The sequence below is a fragment of the Methylobacterium sp. 285MFTsu5.1 genome, from assembly GCF_000383455.1.
Taxonomy (GTDB): domain Bacteria; phylum Pseudomonadota; class Alphaproteobacteria; order Rhizobiales; family Beijerinckiaceae; genus Methylobacterium.
Genome location: NZ_KB911275.1, coordinates 177,045 through 203,983 on the forward strand (window position 1 = coordinate 177,045; position 26,939 = coordinate 203,983).

Here is a 26,939-nt window from a genome sequence, read left to right on the forward strand (position 1 = left end):
GACTTGTTTCGCGCCGACGGGCGCGGAACCATACGCGACGTCCGGTGTTCGGCTCGGCCTGAACCGACACGAGACCGCGATGCGCCTGCTCCGCCTGATCCTCCTCACCGGCACGGTGCTGCCGGGCCTGACGCTCGTGCAGCTCGCAGACGCCGCGCCGGGCCGGATCCAGGTGGCGCAGGGCGGACCGGAGGAGCGCGGCCCCCGCGGCGGCGAACCCCCGCACGGCGGCCCGCGCCCCGAGCGGCCGCCGCAGGAGCGTCCCGGCCCGCCGCCGGGCCCACCGGCCGTGCGCGAGCGGCCCGAACCCCGGCCGGAGCGGGCGCCGCCGCCCCCGCGCGAGCGGCCCGAACCGCCCGCCCAGCGCCAGCCGCAGGCCGAACCGCCTCCGCGGGAGCGCGCGCCCGAGCGCCGGCCGGAGCCGCCGGCGGCCCGTCCCCCGGCGCCGGACCGGCAGGACCGCCAACCGGAGCGGCAGCAGGACCGACAGCAAGACCGGCGGGATCAGCAGCCGGACCGTCCGGACCGCGGGCCGCAGGATCGGCCCGGCCCGGGGCGGTCCGAGCGTCAGCAGGCGCCGGATCGCGAACAGGCTCCGCCGCCCCAGGGGCGGCCCGCGCCGGAGCGTCCGCCGGCCCCGCCGCAGCAGCGCCAGGCGCCCGACCGGGATCGCCCCGGTCCCGACGACCAGCCGAACCGTCCCGCGCAGCGCGACGCGGCCCCCGACCGGTCCGCGCCGGATCGCGGACCGCCGGGTCAGCGTCCGGGCGGTCCGGGTGCGCCCGGCGACCGGTCTCAGCCGCCGAACGCGCCCCCCGGCGCACCCGGTCGACCGGCCCAGCGCCCAGACGCGCAGCCCGACAACCGCCTGCCCGAGAACCGCGCCCAGCCGAATGGCGGTCCCGGCGCCGAGTCCGGCCGGCCGCAGGCGCCCAACGCCGCTCCGGGCGTTCCGGGACGGCCGTTCCAGCCGCAGGGAGCCCAGCCCGAGGGACGGGCGCCGGCCCAGCCCAACGGTGCTCCCGGCGCCGAGCCCGGACGGCCGGTGCCGCCCAACATGGCCCCCGGGATTCCGGGACGGCCGTTCGTGCCGCCGGGCCAGGCGCCCGCCCCCGGACAGGCCCCACCGCCCGGCGGACCGCAGCCCGGGACGGCCCCGGCACAGCCGGGACAGCCGCCCGCGGGCGGCCCGGGCGGTCCGGCCGACCCGAACGCCTTCAACCGGCCGGGACAGCCCGGCTACGTCCCCGGCGGTTTCCGCCAGAACGACGGCGTGCGCGACTTCGATCAGGTCCGCACAGACCGGCGCGAGTTCCGGGAGGATGGCCGGACCTATTACCGGGAGCCGGGCCGCATCATCGTGCAGGACCGCGACGGCTACCTGATCCGCCACGACGAGAACGAGCGCTTCCGCACCCTCGACCCGCGCGGCTACCGGTTCGAGCGGCAGGGCGCGGACTTCTACAGCTACGTCGACCGGCCCGGCGGCGAGCAGATCGTCACCGTCACGAACGATGACGGTCGGATGCTGCGCCGCTACCTCCGCTACCGCGACGGTCGCGAGCTCGTCCTGATCGACAACAGCTACGCCGGCCCGCTCCGCCCGATCTACGAGGACGTGGTGGTGCTGCCGCCGCCGGAGATCCGCATCCCGCGGGACCGCTACATCGTGGATTACGCCCAGGCCGATGAGGCGGAGGTCTACGAGGCGCTGACGGCGCCGCCCGTGGTGCAGGTCGACCGCCGGTACACGCTGGACCAGATCCGCTACAGCCCGGACCTCCGCGCCCGCCTGCGCTCGGTCGACATCAACACGATCACCTTCGACACCGGCTCGTTCACCGTCACGCCCGATCAAGCGGCCAAGCTGTCGGTGATCGCCGGCGCGATGAACCGCGCCATCCAGGCCAACCCGCGGGAGGTGTTCCTGATCGAGGGCTTCACCGACGCCGTCGGCTCCGCGCTCGACAACCTGTCGCTGTCGGACCGGCGCGCCCAGTCGGTGGCGACCGTGCTGACCGAGCAGTTCCGCGTGCCGCCGGAGAACCTGACCACCCAGGGCTACGGCGAGCAGTACCTGAAAGTGAACACGCAGGGCCCGTCGCGGGAGAACCGCCGCGTCGTCGTCCAGCGGATCACGCCGCTGCTGCAGCAGGGGCAAGGTCAGGGGCAGGGCCAGGCAGCGCCTCCGCCGCCTCCGCCGCCGCGCTAGGGCGGCCGCCGCGCGGGCCTGTCCTGCGCGGCAGTTGACCGTGCGGCCACCGCGCCTCACCACCGGTTGAGGACAGCGGCGCGGGACGGTCATGGACAGCGAGGCGGAGGACGGGCTCATCCGGTCGGGCACACCGGTCTTCCGCCGCACGGCTTTGGCCCTGGCGGCGGCCGGCTTCTCGACCTTCGCGGTGCTCTACGCGGTCCAGCCGCTCCTGCCGATCTACGCGGAGGATTTCGGCGTCTCGCCAGCCGCGAGCAGCCTCGCCCTGTCGCTGCCCTGCGGGCTGCTGGCGGTGGCACTTCTCGTCGTCAGCCCGCTCTCGGAGATCTGGGGGCGCAAGCCGGTGATGCTGGCCTCGCTGGTCGCCTCGGCAATGCTCACGGTCGTGGCCGCCCTGGTCCCCGGCTGGTACGGCTTCCTGGCGCTGCGCGCGCTCACCGGGCTGACGGCCAGCGGACTCCCGGCCGTCGCCATGGCCTATCTCGCCGAGGAGATGGACGCCAAGGCCATCGGCCTGTCGATGGGCCTGCTCGTCGGCGGCAACGCGCTGGGCGGCATGTCGGGCCGCCTGATCAGCGGCGTGATGGCGGACTTCGTCAGCTGGCGCGCCGGGCTCGCGGTGATCGGCGGCCTCGCGCTCGCCGCCGCGCTGGCGTTCTGGCGCTGGCTGCCGCCCTCGCGCCGCTTCGTGCCGCGCCGGCTGGCCTGGGCGGAAGTCCCGGGCAGCTTCGCCCACCATTTCCGCGACGCCGGCCTGCCCTGGCTCTTCGCCGAGGCGTTCCTGCTGATGGGCGGCTTCGTCTGCATCTACAATTACATCGGCTTCCGCCTGCTGGACCCGCCCTACGCGCTGAGCCAGGCGGTGATCGGGATGATCTTCTCGGTCTACCTCGCCGGTATGGTCAGCAGCCCGGTCACCGGCGAGCTGGCGAGCCGCTTCGGCCGCCGCCGTGTCCTCTGGGTCGCCACCGCCGTCGGCCTGGCCGGCATCGTGATGACGCTCTCGGACCGCCTGCTGCTGATCCTGGCCGGCATCGTAGTGACGACGGTAGGCTTCTTCGGCGCCCACGCGGTCGCGAGCAGCTGGGTCGGGCGGCGGGCGCTGCGCGACAGGGCCCAGGCCTCGGCGATCTATCTCGGCCTCTACTATCTGGGCTCGTCGGTCCTCGGGACCGCGGGCGGCTGGTTCTTCGCCCATTCCGGGTGGAACGGCGTGGTGCTGTTCGTGGGCGGGCTGTACGGTCTGGCGCTGATGATCGCCCTGCGGCTGTCCCGCCTGAAGCCGCTCGCGACCTGATCCGGGAGATCCGCCGATGAACGCCCGCAGCCACGCCCGACACGTCGTCGACCAGTTCGGCGCGCAGGCCTCCGCCTACGTGACCAGCGCCGTGCACGCCGCCGGCGCCGATCTCGACCGGATCGGCGAGCGGGTCCGCGCGCGACCGGGTCTGCGGGTGCTCGACCTCGGCTGCGGCGGCGGCCACGTCGCCTTCGCGGCGGCCGCCACTGGCGCCGCCGTCACGGCCTACGACCTGTCGGCCGAGATGCTGGCGGCGGTCGCGGCCGAGGCGGCCCGGCGGGGGCTCGACCGGATCGAGACCCGGCAGGGCGGCGCCGAGGCCCTGCCCTTTTCCGACGCGAGCTTCGACGCCGTCCTGACCCGCTACAGCGCCCACCACTGGCGCGACGTGCCGGCGGCCCTGGCGGAGGCGCGACGAGTGCTGCGGGCGGACGGGTTCCTCATCGTCAGCGACATCGTCGCGCCCGAGGATCCGCTGCTCGACACGCACCTGCAGGCGCTGGAGCTGCTGCGCGACCCCTCGCACGTGCGCGACTACCGGGTCTCGGAATGGCGGGCCCTGCTGGAGGCGGCCGGATTCGCGCCCGGCGACGCGACGCCGAGCCGGCCGCGCATGGAGTTCGCGAGCTGGATCGCCCGGATGCGGACGCCAGAGACCCACGTCGCGGCGATCCGGGCGCTGCAGGTCACCGCGCCCGCGGAAGTCGAGGCGCATTTCGCCATCAAGGCCGACGGCAGCTTCCTGCTCGACGCCGCGCTGATCGAGGCGCGCCCGAAGCCCGGCCGCTGATCGCTCAGGCGGTCGCGCCGGAGAGCCGGCACGCCGCCCGCTCCCGCCCGATCAGCGGCAGCAGGCCGGCGAGGTCCGGCCCGTGCTCCAGGCCGGTGAGGGCGAGCCGGAGCGGCATGAACAGGCCGCGGCCCTTGGCCCCGGTGCGGGTCCGGATCTCGGTCGTCCACGCCTTCCAGGTCTCCGGGCCGAACGGCTCGGGCGGCAGGGTCTCGCGGGCGGCCGCGATCACGGCGGGCTCGGTGAGCACCGGCTCGACGGGACCGGCCACGACCCGCCACCAGTCGGCCGCCTCCGCGACGCGCCCGAGATTGGCCCGCACCGCGACCCAGAACGCCTCGGCCCGATCCTCCGGGATCCCCAGAGCCGCGAGGCGCGCGGCCGCCTCCGGGTACGGCATGACGTGGACCAGGCGGGCGTTAAGGCCGTCGAGCTCCGCCGGGTCGAACCGGGCCGGCGCCCGCGAGATCTCGCCGAGATCGACGAGGCTCGCGAGGGTGTCGAGGTCGGGCACCGCCCGCACCGATTCGGCCGAGCCGGTGAGGACCGCCAGCGAGCGCACCGCCGCGGGCTCGTAGCCGGCCTCGCGCAGGCCGCGCAGCGACAGGTGGCCGAGGCGCTTCGACAGCCCCTCCCCGTCGGCCGTCGTCAGCAGGTTGTGGTGGCCGAAGACCGGGATGGGCGCGCCCAGGGCCTCGAAGATCTGCACCTGCACGCCGGTGTTGGTGACGTGGTCCTCGCCGCGGATGACGTGGGTGATCCCGAGATCGGCGTCGTCCACCACCGACGGCAGCGTGTAGAGGTAGCTGCCGTCGGCGCGGATCAGCACCGGGTCCGACAGGGACGCGCAGTCGACATGGGCCGGCCCGCGGACGAGGTCGTCCCAGCCGACGGTCCGCGCCTCGAGCAGGAACCGCCAGTGCGGCCGGCGGCCCTCGGCCTCCAGCGCCGCCCGCTCCTCGGCGGTCAGCCGCAGCGCCGCCCGGTCGTAGATCGGCGGCTGGCCGCGGCCGAGCTGGCGCCTGCGGCGGCGCTCCAGCTCCTCCGGCGTCTCGTAGCAGGGGTAGAGCCTCCCCGCTGCGCGCAGGCGGTCGGCGGCGGCGTCGTGCTGCGCCGTGCGGTCGCTCTGCCGGGCGAACAGGTCGGGCACGATGCCGAGCCACGCGAGATCCTCGCCGATCGCCTGGGCGAAGGCCTCCGTGGAGCGCTCCGCGTCGGTATCGTCGAGGCGCAGCAGGAAGCGGCCGCCGGTCCGGCGGGCGAACAGGGCGTTGAGCAGGGCCGGCCGGGCATTGCCGATATGGAGATACCCGGTCGGCGAGGGTGCGAAGCGGACGAGAGTCATGGCCCGCTCTCTAGCCGATCTGCGCGGGAATGTGCGCGGGACTTCGCGATCACACCGGCCGGATGCGCCGCCCCGCGGCGCCCGCTACCCAGGACGCGGGAAACCCGGCAGAAGGGCGCGCGTGGTGCGGTGCAGGATGTGAGCGGCATGGCGACGGACGAGACGGCCGACATCGTGGTGGTCGGCGGTGGGATGGTCGGCCTCGCCAGCGCCATCGCGCTGAGGGACCGCGGGCTCGACGTGGTGCTGCTGGATCCCGGCGAGGCGCGGGCCCGGACCTCCTACGGCAATGCCGGCGTGGTCAGCCGCGGCTCGATCCTGCCGATGTCGAGCCCGGCCCTGTGGGGCAAGCTCCCGGCCTACCTGCGCAACGCCGATCGCGGCCTGCGGCTGCACTACGGGCATCTCCCGCGGATCGTGCCCTACACGGCGCACTTCCTCGCCGCCGCGCGCGCCTCGCGCTGGCGCCGCGCCGCGGAGGCGCTGCTGCCGCTGACCAGCGCCGCCTATCCGGCCCACGAGCGGCTGGCGGCCCGGGCCGGGACCGGCGACCGGCTACAGCGGACGGGTTGGATCAAGGCCTACCGCACCGAAGCGGCCTTCGCGTCCGCCGCCCTCGAGCGCGAGATCCTGGCCGGGCACGGGGTCGCCTTCGACATCCTCGACACCGCGGCGCTGCGCGCGCTCGAGCCGGCGCTGGTGCGGCCCTACGCGCGGGCCATGCTGCTCACCGAGACGGGGTCGGTCCGCGAGCCCGGCCGGCTCATCGAGGCGTGCGAGGCCCTGTTCACCGGTTTCGGCGGCCGCCGCCTGCGGGGCAGCGTCGCCCGGCTGGAGCCCCAGGCGGACGGCTGGCGCGTCGATCACGACGGCGGCGCGGTGCGGGGCCGACAGGTGGTCCTCGCGGCCGGCGCCGCGTCCGGGGCGATCGCCCGGACCCTGGGCTACCGTTTCGCCGTTGCGGCCGAACGCGGCTACCACCGCCACTACGCCCTGCATCCGGACAGCCCGCCGCTGACCCGGCCGATCCTCGACACGGGCGCGGGCTCGATCCTGTCGCCGATGGGCGAGCACCGGGTCCGGGTCCTGTCCGGTGTCGAGCTCAACGCGCGCGCCGCCGCTCCCGACCACACCCAGATCGATGCGGCGTCCCGGGAGGCGGCCTCCACCCTTCGGCTCGGCGGCCCGCTGGACAACGCGCCGTGGCTCGGCTCCCGGCCGTCGACCCCCGACGGGATGCCGGTGATCGGCCGCGCCCCCCGGCACGACGGCCTGCTCTTCGCCTTCGGCCACGGCCATATCGGCCTGTCCACCGGCCCGATCACCGGCGAGATCGTCGCCGACCTCGCCACCGGCCGGGAACCGGCCGTGCCGGTCGCGGCCTTCGCGCCGGAGCGGCTCCTGCGCTGGCCGCGGCTGCTCTGAGAGCCGCGTCCCTCAGCGCCAGTCGTAGGGGTTGTAGGGCTCGAGCGCGGCCTCGACCTTCCGCAGGATATCCGGCTGGCGCTGGAGGTCGGCCTCCCGGGCGAGTGCCCGGAGGAAGGCCTGCGGGCCGTGCTCCAGGTCGCGCGTCAGGCCGCTGTAGCGGTCGGCCGGCTCGACATGGGCGGGATTGACCGCGACGCGGTAAGCGAGGCCGCAGGTCGGCGGGTCGATCCCCAGGCGATAGCAGATCCGCACCCGGGCGAAGGGGACGTCCGGGCGGTAATCGACCCGGTAGCCGCCGAGACGGAAGGCGCCGCCGGTCGCGCGCTCGGCATAGGCCAGCGTCCGCGCCACCGTGGTGAAGCCGGCGGTGCGCCGGTCGCGCACGAGGTCGATCGCCGCCCGTTCCGTGGGCACGAAGGATTGCGCGCAGGCCGGGCCGGACACCAGCGCGACCAAGAGTGCAGGGACGGCGAGTCTCATGGCTTCTTCATGCAGACCGCGACGGGCTGGGCATCCTTGGCGGCCTTGGCGGTCATGTCGAGGCAGCCGACCGTGGACACGCCGTCCGTGACGGTCACCGACGGCACAACCGCCATGCCTCGGCAGTAAGCGCCAATCAATTCCTCGTCACGGCGGCACGCCACGTCGAGGCGCACCTGGCTGTTCAGGGACGGTCCCGGCGGCCCGGCCGGTCCGGCCGGGCCCGGGTCGCCCGCGGGGCCGCGGGCGCCGGTGGCGCCGTTCACCCCCGCCGGCCCGGCCGGCCCCGCCGGTCCCCGATCACCCTTCGCACCGGGAGGTCCGGCCGGTCCCGGCTTCGGGGCATCGCAGGCGGCGAGCGCGAGCGCCACCGCGCCGACCACGAGCGCGATCAGGGGGGATCTCATGGGGTTCTCCGGCAGGCCTGCGCGCGGGGAACTGGCGCGCGCAGGCGGTGCGTCAACAGCGCGTCGCCGACACGCCGGCCCTATTACAACCAAAAGTAGTGGCCCTTTGATAACCCTGGTCTAGTCGATCGGATTAAGAGTTTCGCAAAAGCTTGGCGTCACATCGGATGAGATGTCTACTTCCGAGTGATCTGCTCGCATATGAACAGCCGAGGACTTGTAGGAACGCAGGTCAGAGTGACGCCAGGTTGCCTTCTGGCGCGCCTCGGGCGCGACACCGGGGGCGCGGCCGCGGTGGAGTTCGCCCTCGTGGCCCTGCCCTTCCTGGCGCTGTGCGGCGCGATCATCCAGATCGTGTTCCAGATGTGGGCGACGCAGAATTTCGATCGCGCGCTCCAGAACGCGGTCCGGACGATCTTCACCGGCCAGTTCCAGCTCGACACAGCGGGCCAGACCAATCCGGCGACCGTGCTCGCGACCCTGAAGGCTAGGATGTGCGGATCGGCCGTCAGCCCCGTGCCCACCGTGTTCAACTGCCAGAACGTCAAGATCGACGTCGCGACCTCGAGCAGCTTCGCGAGCGCGACCGCGAACAAGCCGATCGACACCGCCACGGGCACGTGGAGCACGAGTTTCGGCTCCAACTACAAATGCGCCTCGCCCGGGACGATCGTGATCGTCACCGCGGCGGTGCCGTTCCCGACCTTCTTCAACCTGATGGGCCTCAACACGAAGCAGTTCACCAGCGGATCCGCGGAGGGATCGAGCCTGCTGACCTCCACGGCGGTGTTCCGCACCGAGCCCTACCAGATCGTCGGAGCGAGCCCGTGCCCGTCCTCACCGTCCTGACCCGGCGGGCGGCACGGCTCCGGCACGACAGGCGCGGCGGCGCGGCCGTCGAGTTCGCCGTCATCCTGCCGATCCTGCTCGCGATCTGGGCGGGCATGACCGAGGTGACGCACGCCATCGACGAGTGGCGCAAGCTGACGCAGCTCGGCCGCACCGTGGCGGACCTGACGGCGCAGGGCGACACACAGAACCCGATCAGCACCACCGTGATGAACGACATCCTCGCCTCCGCCACGGCGGTGATGCGCCCGTTCGACACGTCGAAGGTCAAGATCGTGGTCAGCGCGATGGGCACCGACGCGAAGGACCCGAGCGGTCCTCCGGTGGTCTGCTCCAGCGTCGCCAACACCAATGGGACCGCGCGGAGCCCGGGCCCCGCGCCCAGCCTGACCGTGCCGGACGGCTACCGGATGCCGGGCATGCGCTACGTCCTGGCTGAGGTCAGCATCAGCTACACGCCGATGATCGGGAGCGCGCTGGTCAAGCTCGCCAAGGGCGTGAGCAACACGATCACGTTCACCAGCAGCGCGCCGTGGCCGACCCGCGGCGGCCAGGCCTACGGCACCAGCACCTACACGGAAGTCGTCCTGCCGGACGACAAACAATCGAACTGCGATGGCACGAAGATCGTTCGCAAAACCTGACGGCCGCCCCGAGCGGCGCCGCGACATCCTGCGCGACCGCGGCGGCAACGTCGCCCTGCTGTTCGCGTTCCTGAGCGTGCCGATGGTAATGGTCGGCGGCGCGGCGATCGATTACGGCTTCGCCACGCGGCTGGAGACGAAGCTCCAGGCCGCGGCCGACGCCACGGCGCTGCTGCTCTGCCAGACGCCGCTGACGACGTCCGAGACCGAACTCAACGCCCTGGCGCAGACGACAATGACCGGTGCCATGGGGGCGGCGAGCCTCGTGGTCGACCGGCTGGCCATCACCAGCAGCCCGCGCAAGATCACGCTGACCGCTCACAAGCAGTCGACGACCTTCTTCGGCGGCCTGACCGGGACCCAGCGCATCAACCCGGGCGCCGTCTCGCAATGCGCCACGCCGCTGCCGAAGACTTTCGAGATCGCGCTCGTGCTCGACAACACGGGCTCGATGGCCGCCTCGAGCGGGGGACAGTCGAAGCTTCAGGCCGTCCAGACGGCCGCGACCGACTTCGTCAACTACGTCTACACCAGCCCAGCCTTCTCCAGCGCGAGCAAGATCTCCATCGTGCCGTTCGCCGCGTCTGTGGCTGTCAATCCAGCCACCTATCGTTACGCGACCTGGATCGATCAAGCTGCGCAATCCAGCTATCACTGGCTCAACGTCAACGGCCTTCAGGGCACGGGCATCACCAATCGCTTCGACATCTTCTCGAAGTTGCAGGCGGCCAACTCCGGCTGGGCCTGGGCGGGATGCCTCGAAACACTGCCCTATCCCCTGAACGTTCAAGATGGCGCACCGACCGCGAGCAACAAAGATTCTTATTATCTCCCGCTCTTCGCCCCCGACGAGCCGGGTGACGGCTCGTCGGAATATAGCGAATACTCGACCAAAAACTCATCGAGTATCAGCTTCAACAGCTATATCGACGATTATACGAACAGCCCCGATTGCCCCAAGCCGACCCGGGACACGTCATTCTCGACGGCCGAGGCGCGTGCATGCAAGTATCTCAGCCCCCGCGATCCGTCGCCCACCTCGCGAAACCGCTACACGGGTATTCCCAACGGGCCGAATTTCGGCTGCACGACCCAGCCGCTTCAGCGACTGACCAGTGATACCACGACGCTCAAGAACCTGATCAACCTGATGGTAGCCTCAGGCTCGACCAATATTCATGAAGGTTTCATGTGGGGATGGCGCACGCTTTCCCCGAACAGCGTGTTCGCAGACGGCGCGCGCTACTCCTCGAACAGCGCCAATTCCGACCTCAGCACGATCAACAAGATCATGATCCTCATGACAGACGGGGAAAATACCTGGCCCGTAAATTCGAACCCGTCCTACAATAAATCCATGTACTTTCCCTTCGGATATTTTACGAACGCCGATGGATCGAACCCGAATTCGCGGCTTCCGCCCAGCAATCAAAATATTTCGAATGCCCGCACAGCGCGGGATGCGCTCGACAAACTGACAGCCCTCGCGTGCAGCAACGCGAAGACAAATAATATCTCGATCTACACGATCGGCTTCAGCGTCCCGGCGGATCCGATCGACTCGGCCGGCCAGACGCTGCTGCGGAACTGCGCCTCGTCACCGGACCAGTTCTACCTCGCCAACTCGTCCGACGACCTGATCAAGGCCTTCAAGTCGATCCAGGCCAGCATCGGCGCGCTGAGGCTGACTCAGTAGGCGCCGCGCCGGCGCTGCGCGGGATCCGGCGCGCGGGCCGGACCCGGTCAGTCGTCGCGGTAGACCCGCTCGCGGCGCTCGTGCCGCTCCTGCGCCTCGAGGGACAGGGTGGCGATCGGGCGCGCGTCGAGGCGGCGCAGGGAGATCGGCTCGCCGGTCTCCTCGCAGAACCCGTAGGATCCGTCCTCGATTCGGGCCAGCGCCGCGTCGATCTTGCCGGTGAGCTTGCGCTGGCGGTCCCGGGCCCGCAGCTCGATCGCCCGGTCCGTCTCGGAGGACGCGCGGTCGGCGAGGTCGGGGTGGTTCTCGTTCTCGCTCTGCAGAGCCACCAGCGTATCCTGCGCCTCGCGCAGGATGTCGTTCTTCCAGCTCAGCAGCTTGCGCCGAAAATATTCGCGCTGCCGGTCGTTCATGAAGGGCTCGTCGTCGGACGGGACGTAGCCGTCCTCCAGCTGCACCTTCGCCATGCGTCACCCTCGCTGGATGGTAAACCGCCCACCAGGGGATGGCCGGTGTGCGGCGATAACGTGAGGTGCCGTATAGTCGAGGTGCCTCATCGCCACAACGCACACGGATGCAGGGGCTGTAACTGGCTGTCACTGCATCGCCGCGTGCGGCAAACAGGCCACGGTACAGATGTTTTACGCTGTCATCTGGTCCGCAACCGTACGATCGCCTCGGCGATCTCGGTCGTCAGGCTCCGGGCGATCGGCAGCCTGTAATGGGTCTGGTCGAAGAACTGGTCGGGATCGGCCGCCGCGGGGCGGCCGTCGCGCCAGTCGACCACCGTGCTGAGCGCGTGGGTCGCCAGCACCGTGTGCACCTCGGCCCGGCAGGCCGCCTCGGCCCGCGCCCGAGGGCTGCCGGGCGGCGGCTCGCCGCGGGCGTAGACCGGCGGGAACACCACCACGACCGGCGTCTCCGCCGGGATCCGGGTCAGTTCGGCGCGCAGGCGCGCCGCGATCGGAAACGGGCCGCCGTGCCGCGGCTCCGGCTCGGGCCCGACCGGCTTCTCCAGCGCCGCCTTCTTGGCGGGATCGACGCCGAAGCCCTGGCTCAGGTAGTTGCGCTCGTAATCCCACCAGCCGTCGGCCGCGGCGGTCTTGCGGCGCGGGTTCAGGAGCCAGCCGATGCGGTTGACCGTCTCCTGCGCGGCCGAGAAGCGGATCAGCCCGCGCAGGTAGGCGGGCCAGTCCCCCACGAGCCAGTAGGGAAAGCCGTGCTCGCTCGGGAAGGACGGGTCGTCCGCGCACCAGAACGCGTCAGCCGAGAGCACGATCGCGGCGGGGCGGGCGTGGTGCTGCAGGTACCATCCCAGCAAGGCGAACTGCTCGGACGGGCCGGTGGCCGGCACCGAGAGCTGGAGGAACGGGATGCCGGTGAGCCGGGTCAGTGCCGCCGGCTCGATGAGCTGGATGTGCGAGTTGCCGATCACCACGCCCGCGTAGGCCGGATCGCGGCCGCGGACGGCCGAGGCCGTGCGGGGCCCCTGCGGCCGCACGGCCCCCCGGGACAGCAGCGTCGAGCGGCCGGTATCGTAGGGGTCGACCAGCACCGCGAGGGCCAGGTAGCCCGCGAAGAGGCCGACCATCGACAGGGCCAGGGCGCGGGCGAAGCCGCGCCAGTCCCTGTCGGTCGTGGGGGGTGCGGGCGCCATCCTCAGAACTGGAAGTAGATGAACTCGTAGTTCGCATCGTCGCCGATCTTCAGCAGGACGAGCACGAACAGCAGCGCGAAGCCGAAGGCGAGGAGCCGGCGCGGCGGCAGCCGGTGCACCGCGTTCCAGGCGGTGGGCCCGACCGTCGCGACCAGGGCGGCGATGGCGATGGTGCGCCACTTGAAGCCGGAGCCCCTCGGCGCGAGCCCGAAGAGTCCTTTGAAAATCGCGAGGGCCGCTTCGAAGCTCGTCGCGCGGAAAAGAACCCAGGTCAGCACGACGAACAGGCTGGTGAGCGCCCAGCCGAGCGGCGCGGGGATCGCGATCCGGGCCCGGCGCGCCAGGACACCGGCCCCGAGGCCGATCCCGTGCAGCGCCCCCCAGGCGAGGAAGGTCAGGCCGGCCCCGTGCCAGAGGCCGCCGAGCGTCATCGTGGCGACGAGCGCCCCGACCTGCCGCGGCAGCCCGCGGCGGTTCCCGCCCATCGGGATGTAGAGGTAGTCGCGCAGGAAGCGCGACAGGGTCATGTGCCAGCGCCGCCAGAAGTCGCGGAGCGACGTGGCCCGGTAGGGCGCGTCGAAGTTCTGCGGCAGGACGAGGCCGAACAGCAGCGCGATGCCCAGCGCCATGTCGGTGTAGCCGGAGAAGTCGAAGTAGATCTGGAACATGAAGCCGAGCGTCGCCTGCCACGCCTCGACCACCGTGACGGCCTTGCCGGCAGCGGCGGCCTGGAACACCGGGTTCACGTATTCCGCGAGCGGATCGCCGAGAAACACCTTCTTGGCGAGGCCGACGGTCAGCAGCATCAACCCGCGGGCGAAGCGCTCGGCGGCGTCGGGCCGCGCGTAGGGCGCCTCGTCGAACTGGTGCATGATCTCGCTCCAGCGCACGAGCGGGCCGGCGAGAACCTGCGGGAAGAACGCGATGTAGAGGGCGTATTTCACGAGCCCGAAGCCCGGCGCCCGGCCGGCCCGCAGGTCGGCGAGATACATGATGTGGTGGAAGGTGAAGAACGAGATGCCGAGCGGCAGGGCGAGACCGAGCCGCTGCGCTTCCAGGCCGGGGATCAGGTTGGCGAGGTCGGCCGCGAAGTCGAGGTACTTGAACACGCCGAGCAGCGCGAGGTTGGCGGCGATCGCCGCCGGGATCAGCCAGCGGCCGGGCCACCGGCGATAGGCGCGCGCCACGCACCAGTTCGCCAGGATCGAGCCGGCCAGCAGCGGCACGAACCGGACGTCCCACCAGCCATAGAACACGAAGGACAGGGCGACGAGGAGCGGCAGCCGCCACGCGGGCGCGGCGCGCGCCACCAGCCCGTGCAGGATCAGCGCGGCCGGCAGGAAGGCGAGGAGGAAGACGAAGGAGTTGAACAGCATCGGGCGAGGCGGCGCGGAGGAGCCCGGATGGGCCGCCGTTGTCTCCGAGCGGGAGGGACCGCCTTGTCGAGGATCAAGGCCGGCCCGTCAATCGCCGCAGAGGCGGCGCGCCCGGCCGGGCGCGGCCTCACGCTCCGCGGCTGGCCGCCTCGATGGTCAGGCCCAGTCCCACCGAGCCGAACGTGTCGCCCTCCACCACCCGGGCGGCCGGCAGCGCGGCCCTCAGCGCGGCGCGCAGGTGCGGCAGGCCGGTGGAGCCGCCGGTGAGGAACAGGGCGTCGACCCGGTCGGCCGTCAGCTCCGCCTGCGCGAGGCAGCGCGCGATCCGGGCCGCGACGGCGCGGGCGAGGTCCCCCGTCTGGGCGGACAGGGTCGCGCGATCCACCGGGACCGCGAGCCCGGGCTCCAGGAGGCCGAGGTCGAGCAGGGTCGCGTCCTGTTCGGACGCCGCGATCTTGGCGCTCTCCACTGCCCCGGCCAGGGCGTGACCGCGCTCGCCCTCCACCGCCTCGCGCAGCCGCGCGAGCAGGTCGGGCCGGGCGCCGTCGCGGATGACCTCGTCGATCTCGCGCAGGGTCTTCTGATTGTAGAGGCGGTTGATCGCCGACCACGTGGCGAGGTCGTGGTAGTAGGCGTTCGGCACCGCGAGGTCGCCGCGGCGCATCGGGCTTCCGAGGCCCAGGAGCGGCATCACCGTTCCGAGGCTGAGCTGTCGGTCGAAATCGGTGCCGCCGATCCGCACCCCGTCGTTGGCCAGGATGTCGCCGGCCCGGTCCGGCCGCCCCCGCCGCTCCGGCGCGAGGCGCACGATGGAGAAGTCCGAGGTGCCGCCGCCGATGTCGGCGACGAGGGCGATCTCCTCCGCGCGGACCTGGCGCTCGTAGTCGAGTGCCGCGGCGATTGGCTCGTACTGGAACGAGACCTCCCGGAAGCCGACGTCGCGGGCGATGTCGCGCAGCGTGTCCTCCGCGCGGCGATCCGCCTCCGGGTCGCCGTCGACGAAGTGGACCGGGCGGCCGTGGACCACCGTGTCGAGGCTCTGGCCGCTGGCGGCCTCCGCCCGCGCCTTCACGGCGGTGAGGTAGCGGGCGATGACGTCGCGCAGGCGCAGCCGCTGGCGGCCGACCGGGGTCGCCTCATCCATGAGCGGCGTGCCGAGCACGGATTTCAGCCCGCGCATCAGCCGGCCGGACCGGCCCTCGACATAGGCCGCCGTGGCGGCCCGGCCGATGATCGGCTCCCGTCCGAGCTCGAAGAAGATCGCGCTCGGGATTGTCCGGTGCGCGCCCTCCAAGGGCAGCAGCGTCGGGCCGTCCGGGCCAAGATGCCCGAGCGTGGTGTTCGACGTGCCGAAATCGAGGCCGCAGGCCGCCATCGTGTTGTGGATCCGGGACTGGAGAGAAGGGCCGTGGGCCTACAGGGCCGCCATGTCGGGGTCCAGGGCGGAAGAGCGGAGCCCGGGGCTCCCGCAAGGGGGTTGACGGCCCGATCGCGCACCGGCGGCGGAGCCACGCCGCGGACCGACGCCCGCATGCGGCCCACACGCGGCCCACATGCGGGAAGCGTGGACAGTGCCGCGGCGGCACACCCGGACCCGCCGGGCCGTGCTATGAGGCCCCATGCGTTCCGACATCGATCTCGGCCTGACCGGCGAGCGCCCCGCGCTCCTCGACCTCACCGAACTGCTCGCCACGCGGCTCCTGGTTCAGGGCAATTCCGGGTCCGGCAAATCGCACCTGCTGCGGCGGCTGCTCGAGCAGAGCGCCGGCCTCGTGCAGCAGGCGATCATCGATCCGGAGGGCGACTTCGCCAGCCTCGCCGACCGCTACGGCCACGTCGTGGTGGAGGCCGACGGCGACGACGTCGCCCTGCAGCGGATCGCCGCCCGGGTGCGGACCCACCGGGTCTCGGTGGTGCTGTCGCTGGAGAATCTCGACGCCGACGGCCAGATGCGGGCCGCCGCCGCCTTCCTGGGCGGCCTGTTCGACGCCGACCGCGACCATTGGTACCCGATGCTGGTGGCCGTGGACGAGGCGCAGCTCTTCGCGCCCGCGGCCGCCGGCGAGGTCTCAGACGAGGCCAGGCGCCTGTCGCTCGGCGCGATGACCAACCTCATGTGCCGCGGCCGCAAGCGCGGGCTCGCCGGCATCATCGCCACGCAGCGCCTCGCCAAGCTCGCCAAGAACGTCGCGGCCGAGGCCTCGAACTTCCTGATGGGCCGGACCTTCCTCGACATCGACATGGCACGCGCCGCCGACCTCCTCGGGCTGGAGCGCCGGCAGGCCGAGACGTTCCGTGACCTACCGCGCGGGCATTTCGTGGCCCTGGGACCGGCCCTGTCCCGGCGCCCGCTCACCATCGCGGTCGGGCCGACCCAGACCGTGAGCCGGAGTTCCTCGCCGGTCCTCGTGCCGCTGCCCGACGCCCTGGAGGATGCCCGCGCGCTGATCCTCACAGCGAGCCCCGCCGAGACCGTCGCGCCGCTGGCGCCGCGGCCGAAGCCGCGCCCCGCGCCGGCGCCAGACGTGCTCGTCCAGCTCGCCAATTACCGTCCGCCGGCTCCGGCGGAGGAGCCGGAGGAGGAACCCATGGACCCGGAGGCCCGCGAGGCGGCGCTCGCCGAGGTGCTGGCCTCCGTGCTGGCGGATGCCGACGCCGCCGCCTGCACTCCCGCCACGCTCTACCAGGACTTCACGGTCCGCTGCCGGATCCGGCGCCTGCGCGGCGACACGATGAGTCTGCCCGAGTTCAAGCGGCGCCTCGCGGTCGCGCGGGCCGAGGCCGGCGGCGCGGTCGCGGACAATTCCGGCTGGGAGCAGGCCCAGGCGATCGCGGCCGGCCTGCCGGACGACCTCGCCGGCCTGTTCCTCGTGGTCGCGCGGGCCGCCATCGAGGGCGCCCCCTGCCCCACCGACACCGTGCTGGCCGAGGCCTACGGCACCAGCTCGGGCGGCCGGGCGCGGCGGATGCTGGCCTATCTCGAGGAGCGCGGCGCCATCGTCACCCGCAAGGACCTGCGCGGCGCACCGATCATCGCGGTGCCGGATCTCGGCGTCGAGACCGGACCGGGCGAGCCGCAGATGCTGCCGACGGGCCCGAAGCGGCGGGCGGGGTAGCGGGATCGGGCGCTCGCCGGGCGCGGTACCGGGATGCGCCCAGGGTCAGGGGCGGAAGCCCGGTCAGACGCGCCGGGCCATCTCCAACTTGGCGAGTTCCACCGCGGCGCGCAGTTCGATCTCGGCCATCAGGCCGTCGAGCCGGGGATCCCCCGAGAGGCCGGCACGCTCGTTCAGGCGGCCGGCGATGGCGCGCAGATCCTGCGGCGCGACGCGGCCGCCGAGCAGTGCCGCCTTCAGCCGGTCGAGGCCGTCGAGGAGGTCCTGGCCGCGCTGGGCGGAGCGCCGCCGCCGCTCCTGGGGCGTGTCGGCCTCGGCCTGGAGAAGCAGGACCGCGTCGAGCCCGGCGAGCGTCGCGGCGGCGGCCGGCGCGCCGGCAGACGTCGTCGACGACGGGGCCGCGCCGAGGCTGAAGGCTGCGCCGCCCTCGGGCTTCCGGGCGGACGCGACACCGCCGGCGCTCTGGATCGGCTGGCGAGTCTCGACACGCATGATCCGGTTCGCGTTGCTCCAAGCGCCCCCGCGCAGAACCGGAAATTCGGCCGCCAGGGTTAAGCGCGGGTAAACAAGCCGGCAGAAGCTGCCGGGTCGGCAGGTTCGGTGCCGGCACCGCGAGGCGCGAGGCCAGACCTGGCCCGGAAAAACTTTGTTTTCTTCAATGGCTTGCACAGATCTGGCGGCTGGCACGACCCTGGCAGGATGGGGGCAGGTCCGTCACGGTCGAAACACGGCATGCGCCCGCGTCACGCGTTCAGTCCTCTCCGGTCTCTCTCGGTCGCCCTCGCGGGCGCCCTGCTTCTCGTCGCGCTGTCCGTGCCGGCGCTCGCCCTGTCGCGCGTCAAGGATCTCGCCTCCATCGAGGGCGTTCGCCAGAACCAGCTCGTCGGCTACGGCATCGTGGTCGGCCTCAACGGAACCGGCGACACGCTGAACAACATCCCGTTCACCAAGCAGTCGCTTCAGGCCATGCTGGAGCGCCTCGGCGTCAACACCCGCGGCGCCACGATGCGCACGCAGAACCTCGCCGCCGTGATGGTGACCGCGAGCCTGCCGCCCTTCGCCGCGCAGGGCACCCGGATCGACGTGACGGTCTCGTCGCTGGGCGACGCCAAGTCCCTCCAGGGCGGCACCCTGCTGGTGACGCCGCTGCTCGGCGCCGACGGCGAGGTCTACGCCCTGGCGCAGGGCTCGGTGGCGATCGCCGGCTTCGCCGCCGAGGGCGATGCCGCGAAGATCACCCGGGGCGTGCCGACCAACGGCCGGATTTCCAACGGCGCCAATATCGAGCGCGAGATCGCCTTCAAGCTGAACGACGCCCGCTCGCTGCGTCTGTCGCTGCGCAACCCGGATTTCACCACCTCGAAGCGGATCGCCGCGGCGATCAACGACTTCATGGGCGCCGACACCGCCGAGCCCACCGACCCGGCCACCGTCACGATCCAGATCCCGTCCCGCTACAACGGCAACATGATCCGCCTCATCACCGAGGTGGAGCAGCTGAAGGTCGAGCCTGACCAGACCGCCCGGGTCGTGGTCGACGAGCGTTCCGGCATCATCGTCATGGGCCGGGACGTGCGCGTGTCGACGGTGGCCATCGCCCAGGGCAACCTCACCGTCACCATCACCGAGCAGCCGCAGGTCAGCCAGCCGGCGCCGTTCTCCGACGGACGCACCGTCGTGGTGCCGCGCACGGGGGTGAAGGTCGATACCGGGGACGGAAACAAGCTCGCCCTGGTGAAGGAGGGTGTTAGCCTGCGCGAGCTGGTCGACGGTCTCAACGCCCTGGGCGTCGGCCCGCGGGATCTCATCTCGATCCTCCAGGCGATCAAGGCCGCGGGCGCGCTCCAGGCCGATATCGAGCTGATGTGACCGAACGGACGCGAAGGGACGATCCATGCTGCAACTCGCCAGTCTCGCGGCCAGCGCCGCCGCCAGCGTCGGAACCTCGGTGGCCGGGAGCGCCGTCGACGGGATCATCAAGACCGCCAACAAGGCCAAGGCCTTGAAGACGGCGACCGAGTTCGAATCGATGTTCCTGGAGAACAGCCTCGACCGGCTGACCCAGTCGGAGGGCACCGACGGGCCGCTCGGCGAGAACGGGACCGGCGGCGGTGTCTACCGCTCGATGCTGACCAAGGAATACGCGAAGCAGATCGTGAAGAGCGGCGGAGTCGGCATCGCCGATTCGGTTTTCCGTGAGATCATGAAGATGCAGGGCGCGGCGAGCGAGGGAGCGATCCATGCAAAGGGCTGAACCGCTGCGCGTCGGGGACCGGATCACCGCCGAGGCCCTGGTGGCGGGCGTGCTCGGCAACATGGCCGCGCTGGAAGCCGTGCTCGCCGAAGAGGCGGCCTACGTCCGGGAAGGGCGACTGCAGGAGGGCGTCGCCGCGGCCGAGCCGAAGGCCGCGCTGGCCGCCGCCTACATGCAGGGTCTCGAGGTCGCGAAGGCGAACGCCGTCGCACTGAAGCGCTTCCATCCCGACGGGGTCGAGGCCCTGCGCACCGCCCACCGGCGGTTCACCGCGGCCGTGGAGGCGAACCAGACGGTGCTCGCCAGCGCCAAGACCGTCTCGGAAGGGCTGATCAAGACCTTGGCGGAGGAGATCGGCCGGGCACAGCTCCCCTCCGGCTACGGGCGGCAGACGCCAGCGCCGTCCCCGTACGGCCGCGGCGTGCGCAGCGGGCCGCTGGTCCTCTCGCGCAACCTCTAGGGCCCGCCCGGACGGCGGCCGGCGCCGATCCGGACGTAGGTCCGCACCTCGCCGAGATCGGTGTCGACGCGGTTGTCGACCGCGATGCGGCCGGCGACAACTGGCGCTGCCGCGACGCCGCTCCCCGCGGCCAGATCCGCCCCCGCGACGACGCGGCCCGAGACGCGGAGGCAGCTGCCGCTCCCCGGCAGCCGCACGAAGCCCTGGCCCTTGGACGGGCACGGCACCGGCCCCGGGATCACGGGCAGATCCCGCAGGTCGAGGGCCTCGGCCGGGCCAGCGCCGGCCACGATCGCCGCGAGGGCAGCGCAGACCGGGATCCGGCCGCGCATCTCAGGCGGCCTGGCGGGCGAGATCCCGGTGAAGCAGGTCGATGTAGTGCTCGACCTCGCCGACGAACCCGTCGAGGTCGGGCTCGTGGATGCGCAGGCGGGCGAGGTCCCGCAGCAGGATGTCGAGGGCGATGGCGCGCTCTTCGGGATGCACGTAGCCCGCGAGGTAGGTGTCGACGGCCTGCTCGACCAGGACGATCGCGCCGCTACGCGGGACGGCTCCCAGGCGGAGGACGAGTTCGATGGGTCCGGACAGCGCCATGCCGACCTCTCCTCAATCGAATGACGGCGCGTGGGCGCGACCGCACGCTGCGCTTCATTCCCGGAAAGCGGCAAGACTATGGTGAACCCGACACGTCGCGAGATTTTTCGAGCGTCAGGCGCGCGTTGACCGGTCTCGGCGATCAGCTCAGCTGATGTAGTTCACGAGGGAGAGCTTCGAGAGCGTCGCGGTCACCTGATAGCTGGCCTGGAGCCGGTTCTGCACGTCGAGCAGCTTGGTGATGACCTCCTCGGGGGAGATCTGCTCGATCCCGTCCAGGGTATTCTGGACGGTGTTCTGGAGCGCCTTGTTGGTCGTGCCGGCATTCGAGAGCCGCGTCGACGCGACGGTGAGCTGCGTGACCGTGTCCTGGACGCTCGGGGTCTGGTTGGCGGACGAGAGCAGGCTGCCGGCCTTCGTCGCCACCGTCTGGTAGGTGTTGTAGGTGTTGGCGTCGTTCGTGGTGGGCAGGCCGAAGGCCATGGTCGCCAGGCCGGCGAGCACGTTCTGGACCGCGGGATCGTTGGCGCGGGCGCCTGTCCCGACGCTCCCGGTCGCGCTCACCTGGACCGACTGCGTGTCGATCGCCGAGGTCGGCTGCGGGACTGCCGGCGGCGCGGGCTGCGTGTAGGTGTTCTCGCCCTGGTACCACAGCACCGTGTCCTGAGGCGTGGCCGCCCTGTAGCCGACCGGGGTGGTGCCATCGTACAGGATGCGCTGCGGCATCACGCCCGACCCCGACGGGCCGCCTTCCGCCGCGCCGGAGAAGAAGTTCGACGCGGTCGCCGCGGTGGCGTTCACCGCCAGCGTGCTGTTGGCCGCACCGGTCAGCGCGTTGCTCAGTGTCGCCGACAGGTTGGCCATCGTCTGGGCGGGCGTCGAGCCGATGGCGAAGTTGGTGATCGATTTCGGGTCCGCGCTCGTCGCGGCCGTGAGCGTGATCGTCGTGGAGGTGCCGTCGGCCATCTTCAGCGCGAACGACACGGTGTCGCCGGCGCTCGGCTGCGTCGTCATGCTGAGGCTGAAGCTGCCCGGGCTCGTGGCCGTGCCCGCCGTGTAGGTCGCGCCGATCGCCGAGCCGGTCGTGGTCGGCGCGCCCGCCAGGGTGAAGCCGAATTGCCCTCGGGTCAGGTTGTTCGACTCTTCGGTGACCCGCACGCTCGTGGCCGGGCTGGCCAGAGTCTGCGTCAGGCGGCCGTTGCCCCCCGCGCCGAGCTCGGCGGTGACCCGCTGCGAGATCAGGGTCGAGAGGCCGTCGAGCGTGTTGCCGCTCGCGTCGGTCGTGCCGTTGAGGATCTTGCTCGAATCGACCACCGGCTGGGTCGTGGTGTCGGTGCCGCCGAACAGGTAGTTGCCCGCCGCCGATTCGTTGAGCGTGTCGAGCGCCGTCTGCAGGTTGGCCAGCGCCGTCGACCGGCCGGAGACCGAGTTCGCCGCCACGCTCTGCAGGCCGTTCTGGAGCATCGTCCCGGTGGAGGTGCCGAGGGTCGCAACCTGCGTCAGGCTCGTGACCGCGAGGTCGGTCCGGGTCTGCGCGGCGGTGATTCCGGCGGCGTAGCCGGAGAGCGCGCTCAGGGTGGCCTGCGCGGACAGAGCCGTCGACCGCCCGGAGCCGAGGCCGCCATAGGTCTGCGAGACCTGACCGCTCGAGAGCTGGTTGGTCAGGTCGTTGAGCTGGCTCTTCAGCGCCTGGAGCTGAGAGGCGTTGCGGTTGGTGATGTAGGAGCCGGCCGCGAAGGGCGTGATCGTCGTCATGATCAGATCTGCAGCAGCTGGTTGAGCATGTCGCGGGCCGCGGTGAGCACCCGGGCGTTGGCGCCGTACGCGGTCTGCAGGGCGATCAGGTTCGACATCTCTTGGTCGATGTTGACGCCCGCCCCGGCGGAGAACCGGCTCTGCGCGGTGGAGAGCGCCGTCTGCTGGGTGGCGTCGAGAGCGGCGGCGTTCGACGCGTTGGCCCCCTGCGTGGACACGATGTCCTGCGCGAAACCGATCACGGTGGCGCTGTAGGGGGCCGAGACGCCGCCGATGCCGCTCGACGACGAGAAGGTCTGCTGGTTCGCGGTGAGCGCCGTGAACAGCTTCTGGGCGCGGGCGCCCGACGTGCTCGTGTCCGTGGCGCTCGTCGCCGTCAGCGCGGCGGTGTTGCCCGCCAGCGCGCCGTTGACCGTGATGCGCTGGGCGAAACCAGTGAGCTGCGAGCCGCCGTCGAACGTGCCGGTGTAGAGCTTGTTGCCCGTACCGTCGACGAACATCGCGAGCGACGGGTTGCCGGTGTTCAGGTCCGACGCCGAGACGGCCGTGACGCTGGCGCTCGCCGCGCCGGCGACCTTGCCGGCCGCCCCCAGCGTCAGCGTCGCGCTGGTGGCGGTCGAGGAGACCGGACTCGCCGACAGTGTCGGCAGCTTGTAGGTGCTGCCGGAGGCGTTGAACGTGGCGAAGGCGGACTGGATCGCCGCCGCGTAGGTGCCGGGCCCGCCGCTGGCATTGAAGGTCAGCGTGAGGCCGCTGGCATCCGTGGTCTGCGCGGCGGGCACGACCGCGCCGCTGGAGGTCGCGGACGCCACCAGCGTCACGTTGCGCACGGCCCCGGTGTTGTCGGTGACCGGGAAGGTGATCGTGTTCCCGGGCTGCATCGTCGAGACGCTGATCTGCGTGTCGGTCCCGCTGTACGTCCCGGTGGTCGCGGTATTCGTGAGCGCCTTCGAGAGGCCGGCCGCGAGATCGTCGAGCTGCCGCTGCGCCTGCGGCAGGGTCTGGTCGCGCATCTCGATCTCGGCGGCCAGGCTGCCGGACCGCAGCACGCCGGGGGCGCCGAGGTCGATCTTGCCGCCGCCCGGCAGCGTCGCCGTGATGGTTCCGACCGTCCGCTGGGCGGGGTCGGTCGCGTAGCTCGCGGTGGGGCTGAGCACGCCGCGTCCGTCGAAGGTCAGGGTCGCGGCGTTCCCGCGGTCGACCAGCGTCACGCCCGACTTGGTCATGACCGAGACCGTGCCGTCGCGCTGCTGGACCGTCTGCACGTCCATGTAGCTCGACAGGCTGTTGATCGCCTGGTCGCGCTGGTCCTGAAGATCGGTCAGCGAGGTGCTGTCAGTGGTGTTCTGGATCTTGCCGTTGAGCGTCGCGATGTTGGACAGGATCGTGCTCGCCGCGCTCGTGTCGGTGCCGAGCTGCGACTCGAGGCCGGTGCGCAGGTTCTGCACCGTTCCGGCGGCGCTGTTGATGAGGCTCGCGACGGCCGCGGCATTGCCCAGCACCGTCGTGCGGGCGGCCGCCGAGGTCGGGTTCGCGGCGAGTTCCTGGAGCGATTGGGTGAAGGTGTTCAGCGTCCCGTCGAGGGAGGTAGCGCTGCCGGGCACGCCGTAGAGGGCGTCGAGCTGGGCGGCGATGCCGGACTTGGTGCCCGTGTAGGCGGCCCCCGAGGTCTCCAGCCGGAGCTGGTTCAGCGCCGCGGCATCGAAGCTGCGGGTGATCGTGCCGGCGGCCACGCCGGAATTGTTCGTCCCGGTGGCGACAGTCGAGAGCGTGCGCTTGACGTAGCCCGCCGTCCCGGCATTGGCGACGTTCTGCGAGACGATGTTGATCGCCGCCTGGGTGGCGGCGAGGCCTGCGCTCGAGGTGGAGATCGCATTCAGCGACATGTCACGGCCTCCGCGGCTCGAATCGCACCCTCACTCAGCGGATCACGTTGAGCAGATCAGACATCATCGTCTGGGCCGTCGACATGACGCGCGTGTTCGCAGAGTAAGCCTGCTGGGTTACGATCATCTTAGAGAATTCGGTCGCAATGTCGGTGTTCGATTGCTCGTTGCTCGCGCCCGAGATCGTGCTGCCGTTGAGGCCCGCGAGCGGAGGCCCCGAATCGACCGTCTGGAGATAGTTCCCGTTCGTATCGGCCTTCAGGCCGTCGGCATTGGCGAACTGGACGACGCCGACCGAGGCGAGAGCCACGACCGAACCGTTGGAGAAGGTGCCGTTGACCTTGCCGTCCGGACCGACGGCCACGCTTGTGAGCGTCCCGGAGCTGTTGCCGTTCTGCGTCAGCGCGTTGGTCGTCGCCGCACCGGTCGTGTCGGCATACTGCGTCAGGCCTGAGGCGCTGAGATTCATGTTGAGGCTGGGGAATGTGTAGTCACCCATGGTGATCGGCCCCAGCGGGATCGGGTTCGTCGAGGGCGAGGTGAGCTTCCCGGTGGAATCGAAGGTGAAGGCCGTGCCCACGTTGTTCCAGTCGGACGTCGTGAGCGCGCTCGGGTTGGTGGAGTAGTACAAGTTCCACACGGCCGGCTGAGCCGGCGTGGTCGTCGCGTCCTGGACCTTGGCCCAGCGGGTCGTCAGTGTGAGCGGCGCGCCGGTCGACGTGTAGACCGGCAGCGACGGGCCGGCGATGCTGTTGCTCATGAAGGTCGAGACGGCACCGGTCTGGGTCGAATCGACCTTGACGCCGGTCTGCCCCGATCCGGAGGTCACGACGGCCGCGGTATTCTGATTGTAGAGATCGGATCCCGACGTCGCCGAGGCCGACGTGCTCGGCGTCGAGGGCAGGTTGGCGGCGTAGGTGATCGTCGTGGTGGCCTGCGCCGGCAGCGCCGAGTTGCCGATCTTGATCGGACCGATGCTGGTCGTCTGACCGGTGATCGGATCGAGGTTCGATCCGGTCAGGTATCCGCCGGCGCCGTTGACGAGATAGCCGTCCTTGTCCTGGGCGAAATCGCCCCGGCGCGTGTACAGGCTCGTGCCGCCGAAGGATGTGGCGCCGTTCGCGTCGCCGGTCTTCTGCACGACGGTGAAGAAGCCCTGGCCGTTGATGGCCATGTTGGTGGGCACGCTCGACGAGACCACGTTGCCGGCCAGGGTGTTGGTGAGCTGCGACTGGGGCAGCACCGAACCCGCGACCTCGCGGCCCGGCGTCTTCTCGGACATCAGGTCGACGAAGCTGGTGTCGATGCGCTTGTAGCCGGTCGTCTGCGAGTTCGCGATGTTCCCGGAGATGTTGCTGATGGCGTAGGACTGCGCCTGGAGTCCGGAGACCGAGGTCTGCAGGGCGGTGAAAAGATCCATGGCGAACGATCCCGATGCGCGCCGCACTGGCCCGCAGGCCGGTCCGGCCGCAACCGGCATGCCAGGGCTAAGTCCTTGATAATCCTGGACCGGATTGTCGACGACCCGGCAGGGTTGACCGGTCACGGCCGCGCGCCCGGCAGATCCTGCCGGGTCGGTCCCGCGGGCGCGGAGATCCGGACCGGAAGTCCCGTCCGCCGCGTTTACGCGGTGTTATTCGACACGCGCGAAGATGCCGCCGGGCCGGGGCCACGCGCGGTGCGTCCTGTCCGGAAGCGCTGAACGGGTACGGATTGCGGATCTCGGGATCATGCGGGCGAAACGGACAAGCCTCGTCCACATCATCTACTTCTCGCGTCTCAACCTGTCGTCGGACGCGGCGAAGAGGTCCGAGCAGATCAGCGATATCGGTCGCATCGCTCAGAAGAAGAACGAGTTCGCGGTGATCACGAGCTTTCTGGTCATCGAGGGGAACTTCGCCTGCCAGGTCATCGAGGGCGAGCGCACATCCGTGCACGAGACCTTCGACCGGGTGAGTGCCGACAGCCGGCACCGCGAGGTCCAGATCAGCGAGTGGCGGGAGATCACCAAGCGCGAGTTCGTCCACTCGTTCAAGAGCGCGCAGCGCACGGCCGGGAACGACACGCTGTTCGCCAAGGCCAACCTGCTCCCGATGCTCCAGCGCGGAACGCCGAAGGCGTCCGCGATACACGGGCTGTGCCTGTCGCTGCAGTCCGACGCGATGTCCCGTCAGGGCATCGACCACCTCTTCATCTGAGCCGCCGATGTCCGAGAGCGATACGCCCCCGATTCTCATCGTCGACGATCAGGAGAAGCTCCTGCGGCTGATCGTGATGCTGATGACCCGCATCGGCTTCCCGGACGTCGAGGGCGTCACCAACGCGCCCGAGGCGCTGGAGCGGATGCGGCAGCGCCGCTACGCCCTGGTGATCTCCGATCTCGACATGGAGCCCATGGACGGGCTCACCCTGCTGCGCGAGATCCGCGCCGACGACGCGCTGATGAACACGCCCTTCATGCTCACCGAGTCGTCCTTCGACTTCGAGGACATCAACCTCGCCCACCAGGCGGGCGCGGACGCCTTCATCCTCAAGCCGTTCGACATGGCGGTGCTGAAGACCAAGCTGAAGCAGGTCCTCAACCGCAAGCCGCGCAAGCGCGAGGCGCCGATCGCGTCCGAATCGACCCTGAGCGTCGAATTCCCGATGCTCGGCAAGTTCTGACGCCGCGCACCCCTCGCGGGCCC

26 protein-coding genes are annotated in these 26,939 nt (G+C 71.2%); 13 read left to right on the forward strand and 13 right to left on the reverse strand.

The window, feature by feature from the left end:
- Positions 1-79: 79 nt before the first annotated feature.
- The 3 genes from H288_RS0112475 to H288_RS0112485 all read left to right on the forward strand — a co-directional run bounded on the left by H288_RS0112475 (position 80) and on the right by H288_RS0112485 (position 4,305).
- A complete protein-coding gene (locus H288_RS0112475) occupies positions 80-2,212 on the forward strand; it encodes an OmpA family protein (RefSeq protein WP_020092912.1) in 2,133 nt (710 codons plus the stop codon).
- 91 nt (positions 2,213-2,303) lie between these two features.
- On the forward strand, positions 2,304-3,512 hold the full coding sequence (locus tag H288_RS0112480; protein ID WP_020092913.1) for an MFS transporter: 1,209 nt from the start codon (positions 2,304-2,306) through the stop codon (positions 3,510-3,512).
- Positions 3,513-3,528: 16 nt separating this feature from the next.
- Entirely contained in the window at positions 3,529-4,305 is a 777-nt protein-coding gene (locus H288_RS0112485) for a class I SAM-dependent methyltransferase (protein WP_020092914.1), read from the forward strand.
- A gap of 4 nt (positions 4,306-4,309) precedes the next feature.
- Here the strand turns inward: H288_RS0112485 and H288_RS0112490 are convergent, their stop codons facing one another.
- Positions 4,310-5,650 carry a glutamate--tRNA ligase gene (locus H288_RS0112490; protein ID WP_020092915.1) on the reverse strand — a complete coding sequence of 447 codons (1,341 nt, stop codon included), beginning with the start codon at positions 5,648-5,650 and terminating at the stop codon, positions 4,310-4,312.
- 147 nt (positions 5,651-5,797) lie between these two features.
- On the opposite strand from H288_RS0112490, the gene H288_RS0112495 reads away from it, so the two are divergent.
- Positions 5,798-7,075, forward strand: a complete 1,278-nt coding sequence (locus H288_RS0112495; protein WP_020092916.1) for an FAD-binding oxidoreductase — start codon at positions 5,798-5,800, stop codon at positions 7,073-7,075.
- A 12-nt stretch (positions 7,076-7,087) separates the two neighbouring features.
- Here H288_RS0112495 and H288_RS0112500 read toward each other — a convergent pair whose 3' ends face one another.
- Together H288_RS0112500 and H288_RS0112505 are read right to left on the reverse strand one after the other, a co-directional pair.
- The gene (locus tag H288_RS0112500) at positions 7,088-7,558 is read right to left on the reverse strand and encodes a hypothetical protein (RefSeq protein ID WP_026604891.1); all 471 of its coding nucleotides are present in this window, start codon (positions 7,556-7,558) and stop codon (positions 7,088-7,090) included.
- Positions 7,555-7,965 (reverse strand): hypothetical protein, encoded by a 411-nt coding sequence (locus H288_RS0112505; protein ID WP_020092918.1) that lies wholly within the window; start codon positions 7,963-7,965, stop codon positions 7,555-7,557. Before H288_RS0112505 ends, H288_RS0112500 begins: the two co-directional genes overlap by 4 nt.
- A gap of 237 nt (positions 7,966-8,202) precedes the next feature.
- On the opposite strand from H288_RS0112505, the gene H288_RS0112510 reads away from it, so the two are divergent.
- Genes H288_RS0112510 through H288_RS0112520 form a run of 3 tightly spaced genes read left to right on the forward strand, consistent with a single transcriptional unit; the run spans position 8,203 to position 11,154 of the window.
- Positions 8,203-8,814: a TadE/TadG family type IV pilus assembly protein gene (locus H288_RS0112510; protein ID WP_020092919.1), complete on the forward strand. Its 612-nt coding sequence runs from the start codon at positions 8,203-8,205 to the stop codon at positions 8,812-8,814.
- On the forward strand, positions 8,793-9,458 hold the full coding sequence (locus H288_RS0112515) for a TadE/TadG family type IV pilus assembly protein (protein WP_020092920.1): 666 nt from the start codon (positions 8,793-8,795) through the stop codon (positions 9,456-9,458). Before H288_RS0112510 ends, H288_RS0112515 begins: the two co-directional genes overlap by 22 nt.
- Positions 9,430-11,154 (forward strand): pilus assembly protein TadG-related protein, encoded by a 1,725-nt coding sequence (locus tag H288_RS0112520; protein ID WP_081636474.1) that lies wholly within the window; start codon positions 9,430-9,432, stop codon positions 11,152-11,154. Before H288_RS0112515 ends, H288_RS0112520 begins: the two co-directional genes overlap by 29 nt.
- A gap of 47 nt (positions 11,155-11,201) precedes the next feature.
- Here H288_RS0112520 and dksA read toward each other — a convergent pair whose 3' ends face one another.
- From dksA to H288_RS0112540, 4 genes are all read right to left on the reverse strand, one after another.
- Positions 11,202-11,621 (reverse strand): RNA polymerase-binding protein DksA, encoded by a 420-nt coding sequence (gene dksA / locus H288_RS0112525; RefSeq protein ID WP_012322444.1) that lies wholly within the window; start codon positions 11,619-11,621, stop codon positions 11,202-11,204.
- 182 nt (positions 11,622-11,803) lie between these two features.
- Positions 11,804-12,811: a hypothetical protein gene (locus H288_RS0112530; protein ID WP_020092922.1), complete on the reverse strand. Its 1,008-nt coding sequence runs from the start codon at positions 12,809-12,811 to the stop codon at positions 11,804-11,806.
- 2 nt (positions 12,812-12,813) lie between these two features.
- On the reverse strand, positions 12,814-14,187 hold the full coding sequence (locus H288_RS0112535; protein WP_020092923.1) for an MBOAT family O-acyltransferase: 1,374 nt from the start codon (positions 14,185-14,187) through the stop codon (positions 12,814-12,816).
- Between the two features lie 127 nt (positions 14,188-14,314).
- Positions 14,315-15,562 (reverse strand): Hsp70 family protein, encoded by a 1,248-nt coding sequence (locus tag H288_RS0112540; protein ID WP_020092924.1) that lies wholly within the window; start codon positions 15,560-15,562, stop codon positions 14,315-14,317.
- Between the two features lie 244 nt (positions 15,563-15,806).
- Here H288_RS0112540 and H288_RS0112545 point away from each other — a divergent pair, with 244 nt between their 5' ends.
- Entirely contained in the window at positions 15,807-17,303 is a 1,497-nt protein-coding gene (locus H288_RS0112545) for an ATP-binding protein (RefSeq protein ID WP_020092925.1), read from the forward strand.
- Between the two features lie 63 nt (positions 17,304-17,366).
- Here the strand turns inward: H288_RS0112545 and H288_RS0112550 are convergent, their stop codons facing one another.
- The gene (locus tag H288_RS0112550; protein ID WP_020092926.1) at positions 17,367-17,795 is read right to left on the reverse strand and encodes a flagellar assembly protein FliX; all 429 of its coding nucleotides are present in this window, start codon (positions 17,793-17,795) and stop codon (positions 17,367-17,369) included.
- A gap of 240 nt (positions 17,796-18,035) precedes the next feature.
- On the opposite strand from H288_RS0112550, the gene H288_RS0112555 reads away from it, so the two are divergent.
- The 3 genes from H288_RS0112555 to H288_RS0112565 are packed head-to-tail and all read left to right on the forward strand — an operon-like array spanning position 18,036 to position 20,017.
- Positions 18,036-19,172 (forward strand): flagellar basal body P-ring protein FlgI, encoded by a 1,137-nt coding sequence (locus H288_RS0112555; RefSeq protein WP_020092927.1) that lies wholly within the window; start codon positions 18,036-18,038, stop codon positions 19,170-19,172.
- A 25-nt stretch (positions 19,173-19,197) separates the two neighbouring features.
- Complete coding sequence (locus H288_RS0112560) at positions 19,198-19,557, forward strand: rod-binding protein (RefSeq protein WP_020092928.1); 360 nt, start codon at positions 19,198-19,200, stop codon at positions 19,555-19,557.
- Positions 19,544-20,017, forward strand: coding sequence for a hypothetical protein (locus H288_RS0112565; protein WP_020092929.1), 474 nt, complete (start codon positions 19,544-19,546; stop codon positions 20,015-20,017). Before H288_RS0112560 ends, H288_RS0112565 begins: the two co-directional genes overlap by 14 nt.
- On the opposite strand, the gene H288_RS0112570 is transcribed toward H288_RS0112565, so the two are convergent.
- The 5 genes from H288_RS0112570 to H288_RS0112590 form a co-directional block, all read right to left on the reverse strand.
- A complete protein-coding gene (locus H288_RS0112570; protein ID WP_020092930.1) occupies positions 20,014-20,349 on the reverse strand; it encodes a hypothetical protein in 336 nt (111 codons plus the stop codon). The two genes, H288_RS0112565 and H288_RS0112570, sit on opposite strands and share 4 nt — an antisense overlap.
- A gap of 1 nt (position 20,350) precedes the next feature.
- On the reverse strand, positions 20,351-20,611 hold the full coding sequence (locus H288_RS0112575; protein ID WP_020092931.1) for a hypothetical protein: 261 nt from the start codon (positions 20,609-20,611) through the stop codon (positions 20,351-20,353).
- 147 nt (positions 20,612-20,758) lie between these two features.
- The gene (locus tag H288_RS0112580; RefSeq protein WP_020092932.1) at positions 20,759-22,366 is read right to left on the reverse strand and encodes a hypothetical protein; all 1,608 of its coding nucleotides are present in this window, start codon (positions 22,364-22,366) and stop codon (positions 20,759-20,761) included.
- A 2-nt stretch (positions 22,367-22,368) separates the two neighbouring features.
- Positions 22,369-24,252 carry a flagellar hook-associated protein FlgK gene (gene flgK / locus H288_RS0112585; protein ID WP_020092933.1) on the reverse strand — a complete coding sequence of 628 codons (1,884 nt, stop codon included), beginning with the start codon at positions 24,250-24,252 and terminating at the stop codon, positions 22,369-22,371.
- Between the two features lie 34 nt (positions 24,253-24,286).
- Complete coding sequence (locus tag H288_RS0112590; RefSeq protein WP_020092934.1) at positions 24,287-25,672, reverse strand: flagellar hook-basal body complex protein; 1,386 nt, start codon at positions 25,670-25,672, stop codon at positions 24,287-24,289.
- Between the two features lie 310 nt (positions 25,673-25,982).
- Here H288_RS0112590 and H288_RS0112595 point away from each other — a divergent pair, with 310 nt between their 5' ends.
- Both H288_RS0112595 and H288_RS0112600 read left to right on the forward strand, forming a co-directional pair.
- Entirely contained in the window at positions 25,983-26,450 is a 468-nt protein-coding gene (locus tag H288_RS0112595) for a BLUF domain-containing protein (protein ID WP_020092935.1), read from the forward strand.
- A 7-nt stretch (positions 26,451-26,457) separates the two neighbouring features.
- Positions 26,458-26,916, forward strand: a complete 459-nt coding sequence (locus H288_RS0112600) for a response regulator (protein ID WP_020092936.1) — start codon at positions 26,458-26,460, stop codon at positions 26,914-26,916.
- Positions 26,917-26,939: the final 23 nt, after the last annotated feature.

Excerpts from the sequence above, each read along its gene's own strand:
- H288_RS0112475 (WP_020092912.1), top strand. The coding sequence starts at position 80 with ATGCGCCTGCTCCGCCTGATCCTCCTCACCGGCACGGTGCTGCCGGGC.
- H288_RS0112480 (WP_020092913.1), top strand. The coding sequence starts at position 2,304 with ATGGACAGCGAGGCGGAGGACGGGCTCATCCGGTCGGGCACACCGGTC.
- H288_RS0112485 (WP_020092914.1), top strand. The coding sequence starts at position 3,529 with ATGAACGCCCGCAGCCACGCCCGACACGTCGTCGACCAGTTCGGCGCG.
- H288_RS0112490 (WP_020092915.1), bottom strand. The coding sequence starts at position 5,650 with ATGACTCTCGTCCGCTTCGCACCCTCGCCGACCGGGTATCTCCATATC.
- H288_RS0112495 (WP_020092916.1), top strand. The coding sequence starts at position 5,798 with ATGGCGACGGACGAGACGGCCGACATCGTGGTGGTCGGCGGTGGGATG.
- H288_RS0112500 (WP_026604891.1), bottom strand. The coding sequence starts at position 7,558 with ATGAGACTCGCCGTCCCTGCACTCTTGGTCGCGCTGGTGTCCGGCCCG.
- H288_RS0112505 (WP_020092918.1), bottom strand. The coding sequence starts at position 7,965 with ATGAGATCCCCCCTGATCGCGCTCGTGGTCGGCGCGGTGGCGCTCGCG.
- H288_RS0112520 (WP_081636474.1), top strand. The coding sequence starts at position 9,430 with ATGGCACGAAGATCGTTCGCAAAACCTGACGGCCGCCCCGAGCGGCGC.
- dksA (WP_012322444.1), bottom strand. The coding sequence starts at position 11,621 with ATGGCGAAGGTGCAGCTGGAGGACGGCTACGTCCCGTCCGACGACGAG.
- H288_RS0112530 (WP_020092922.1), bottom strand. The coding sequence starts at position 12,811 with ATGGCGCCCGCACCCCCCACGACCGACAGGGACTGGCGCGGCTTCGCC.
- H288_RS0112535 (WP_020092923.1), bottom strand. The coding sequence starts at position 14,187 with ATGCTGTTCAACTCCTTCGTCTTCCTCCTCGCCTTCCTGCCGGCCGCG.
- H288_RS0112540 (WP_020092924.1), bottom strand. The coding sequence starts at position 15,562 with ATGGCGGCCTGCGGCCTCGATTTCGGCACGTCGAACACCACGCTCGGG.
- H288_RS0112545 (WP_020092925.1), top strand. The coding sequence starts at position 15,807 with ATGCGTTCCGACATCGATCTCGGCCTGACCGGCGAGCGCCCCGCGCTC.
- H288_RS0112550 (WP_020092926.1), bottom strand. The coding sequence starts at position 17,795 with ATGCGTGTCGAGACTCGCCAGCCGATCCAGAGCGCCGGCGGTGTCGCG.
- H288_RS0112555 (WP_020092927.1), top strand. The coding sequence starts at position 18,036 with ATGCGCCCGCGTCACGCGTTCAGTCCTCTCCGGTCTCTCTCGGTCGCC.
- H288_RS0112560 (WP_020092928.1), top strand. The coding sequence starts at position 19,198 with ATGCTGCAACTCGCCAGTCTCGCGGCCAGCGCCGCCGCCAGCGTCGGA.
- H288_RS0112565 (WP_020092929.1), top strand. The coding sequence starts at position 19,544 with ATGCAAAGGGCTGAACCGCTGCGCGTCGGGGACCGGATCACCGCCGAG.
- H288_RS0112570 (WP_020092930.1), bottom strand. The coding sequence starts at position 20,349 with ATGCGCGGCCGGATCCCGGTCTGCGCTGCCCTCGCGGCGATCGTGGCC.
- H288_RS0112575 (WP_020092931.1), bottom strand. The coding sequence starts at position 20,611 with ATGGCGCTGTCCGGACCCATCGAACTCGTCCTCCGCCTGGGAGCCGTC.
- H288_RS0112580 (WP_020092932.1), bottom strand. The coding sequence starts at position 22,366 with ATGACGACGATCACGCCCTTCGCGGCCGGCTCCTACATCACCAACCGC.
- flgK (WP_020092933.1), bottom strand. The coding sequence starts at position 24,252 with ATGTCGCTGAATGCGATCTCCACCTCGAGCGCAGGCCTCGCCGCCACC.
- H288_RS0112590 (WP_020092934.1), bottom strand. The coding sequence starts at position 25,672 with ATGGATCTTTTCACCGCCCTGCAGACCTCGGTCTCCGGACTCCAGGCG.
- H288_RS0112595 (WP_020092935.1), top strand. The coding sequence starts at position 25,983 with ATGCGGGCGAAACGGACAAGCCTCGTCCACATCATCTACTTCTCGCGT.
- H288_RS0112600 (WP_020092936.1), top strand. The coding sequence starts at position 26,458 with ATGTCCGAGAGCGATACGCCCCCGATTCTCATCGTCGACGATCAGGAG.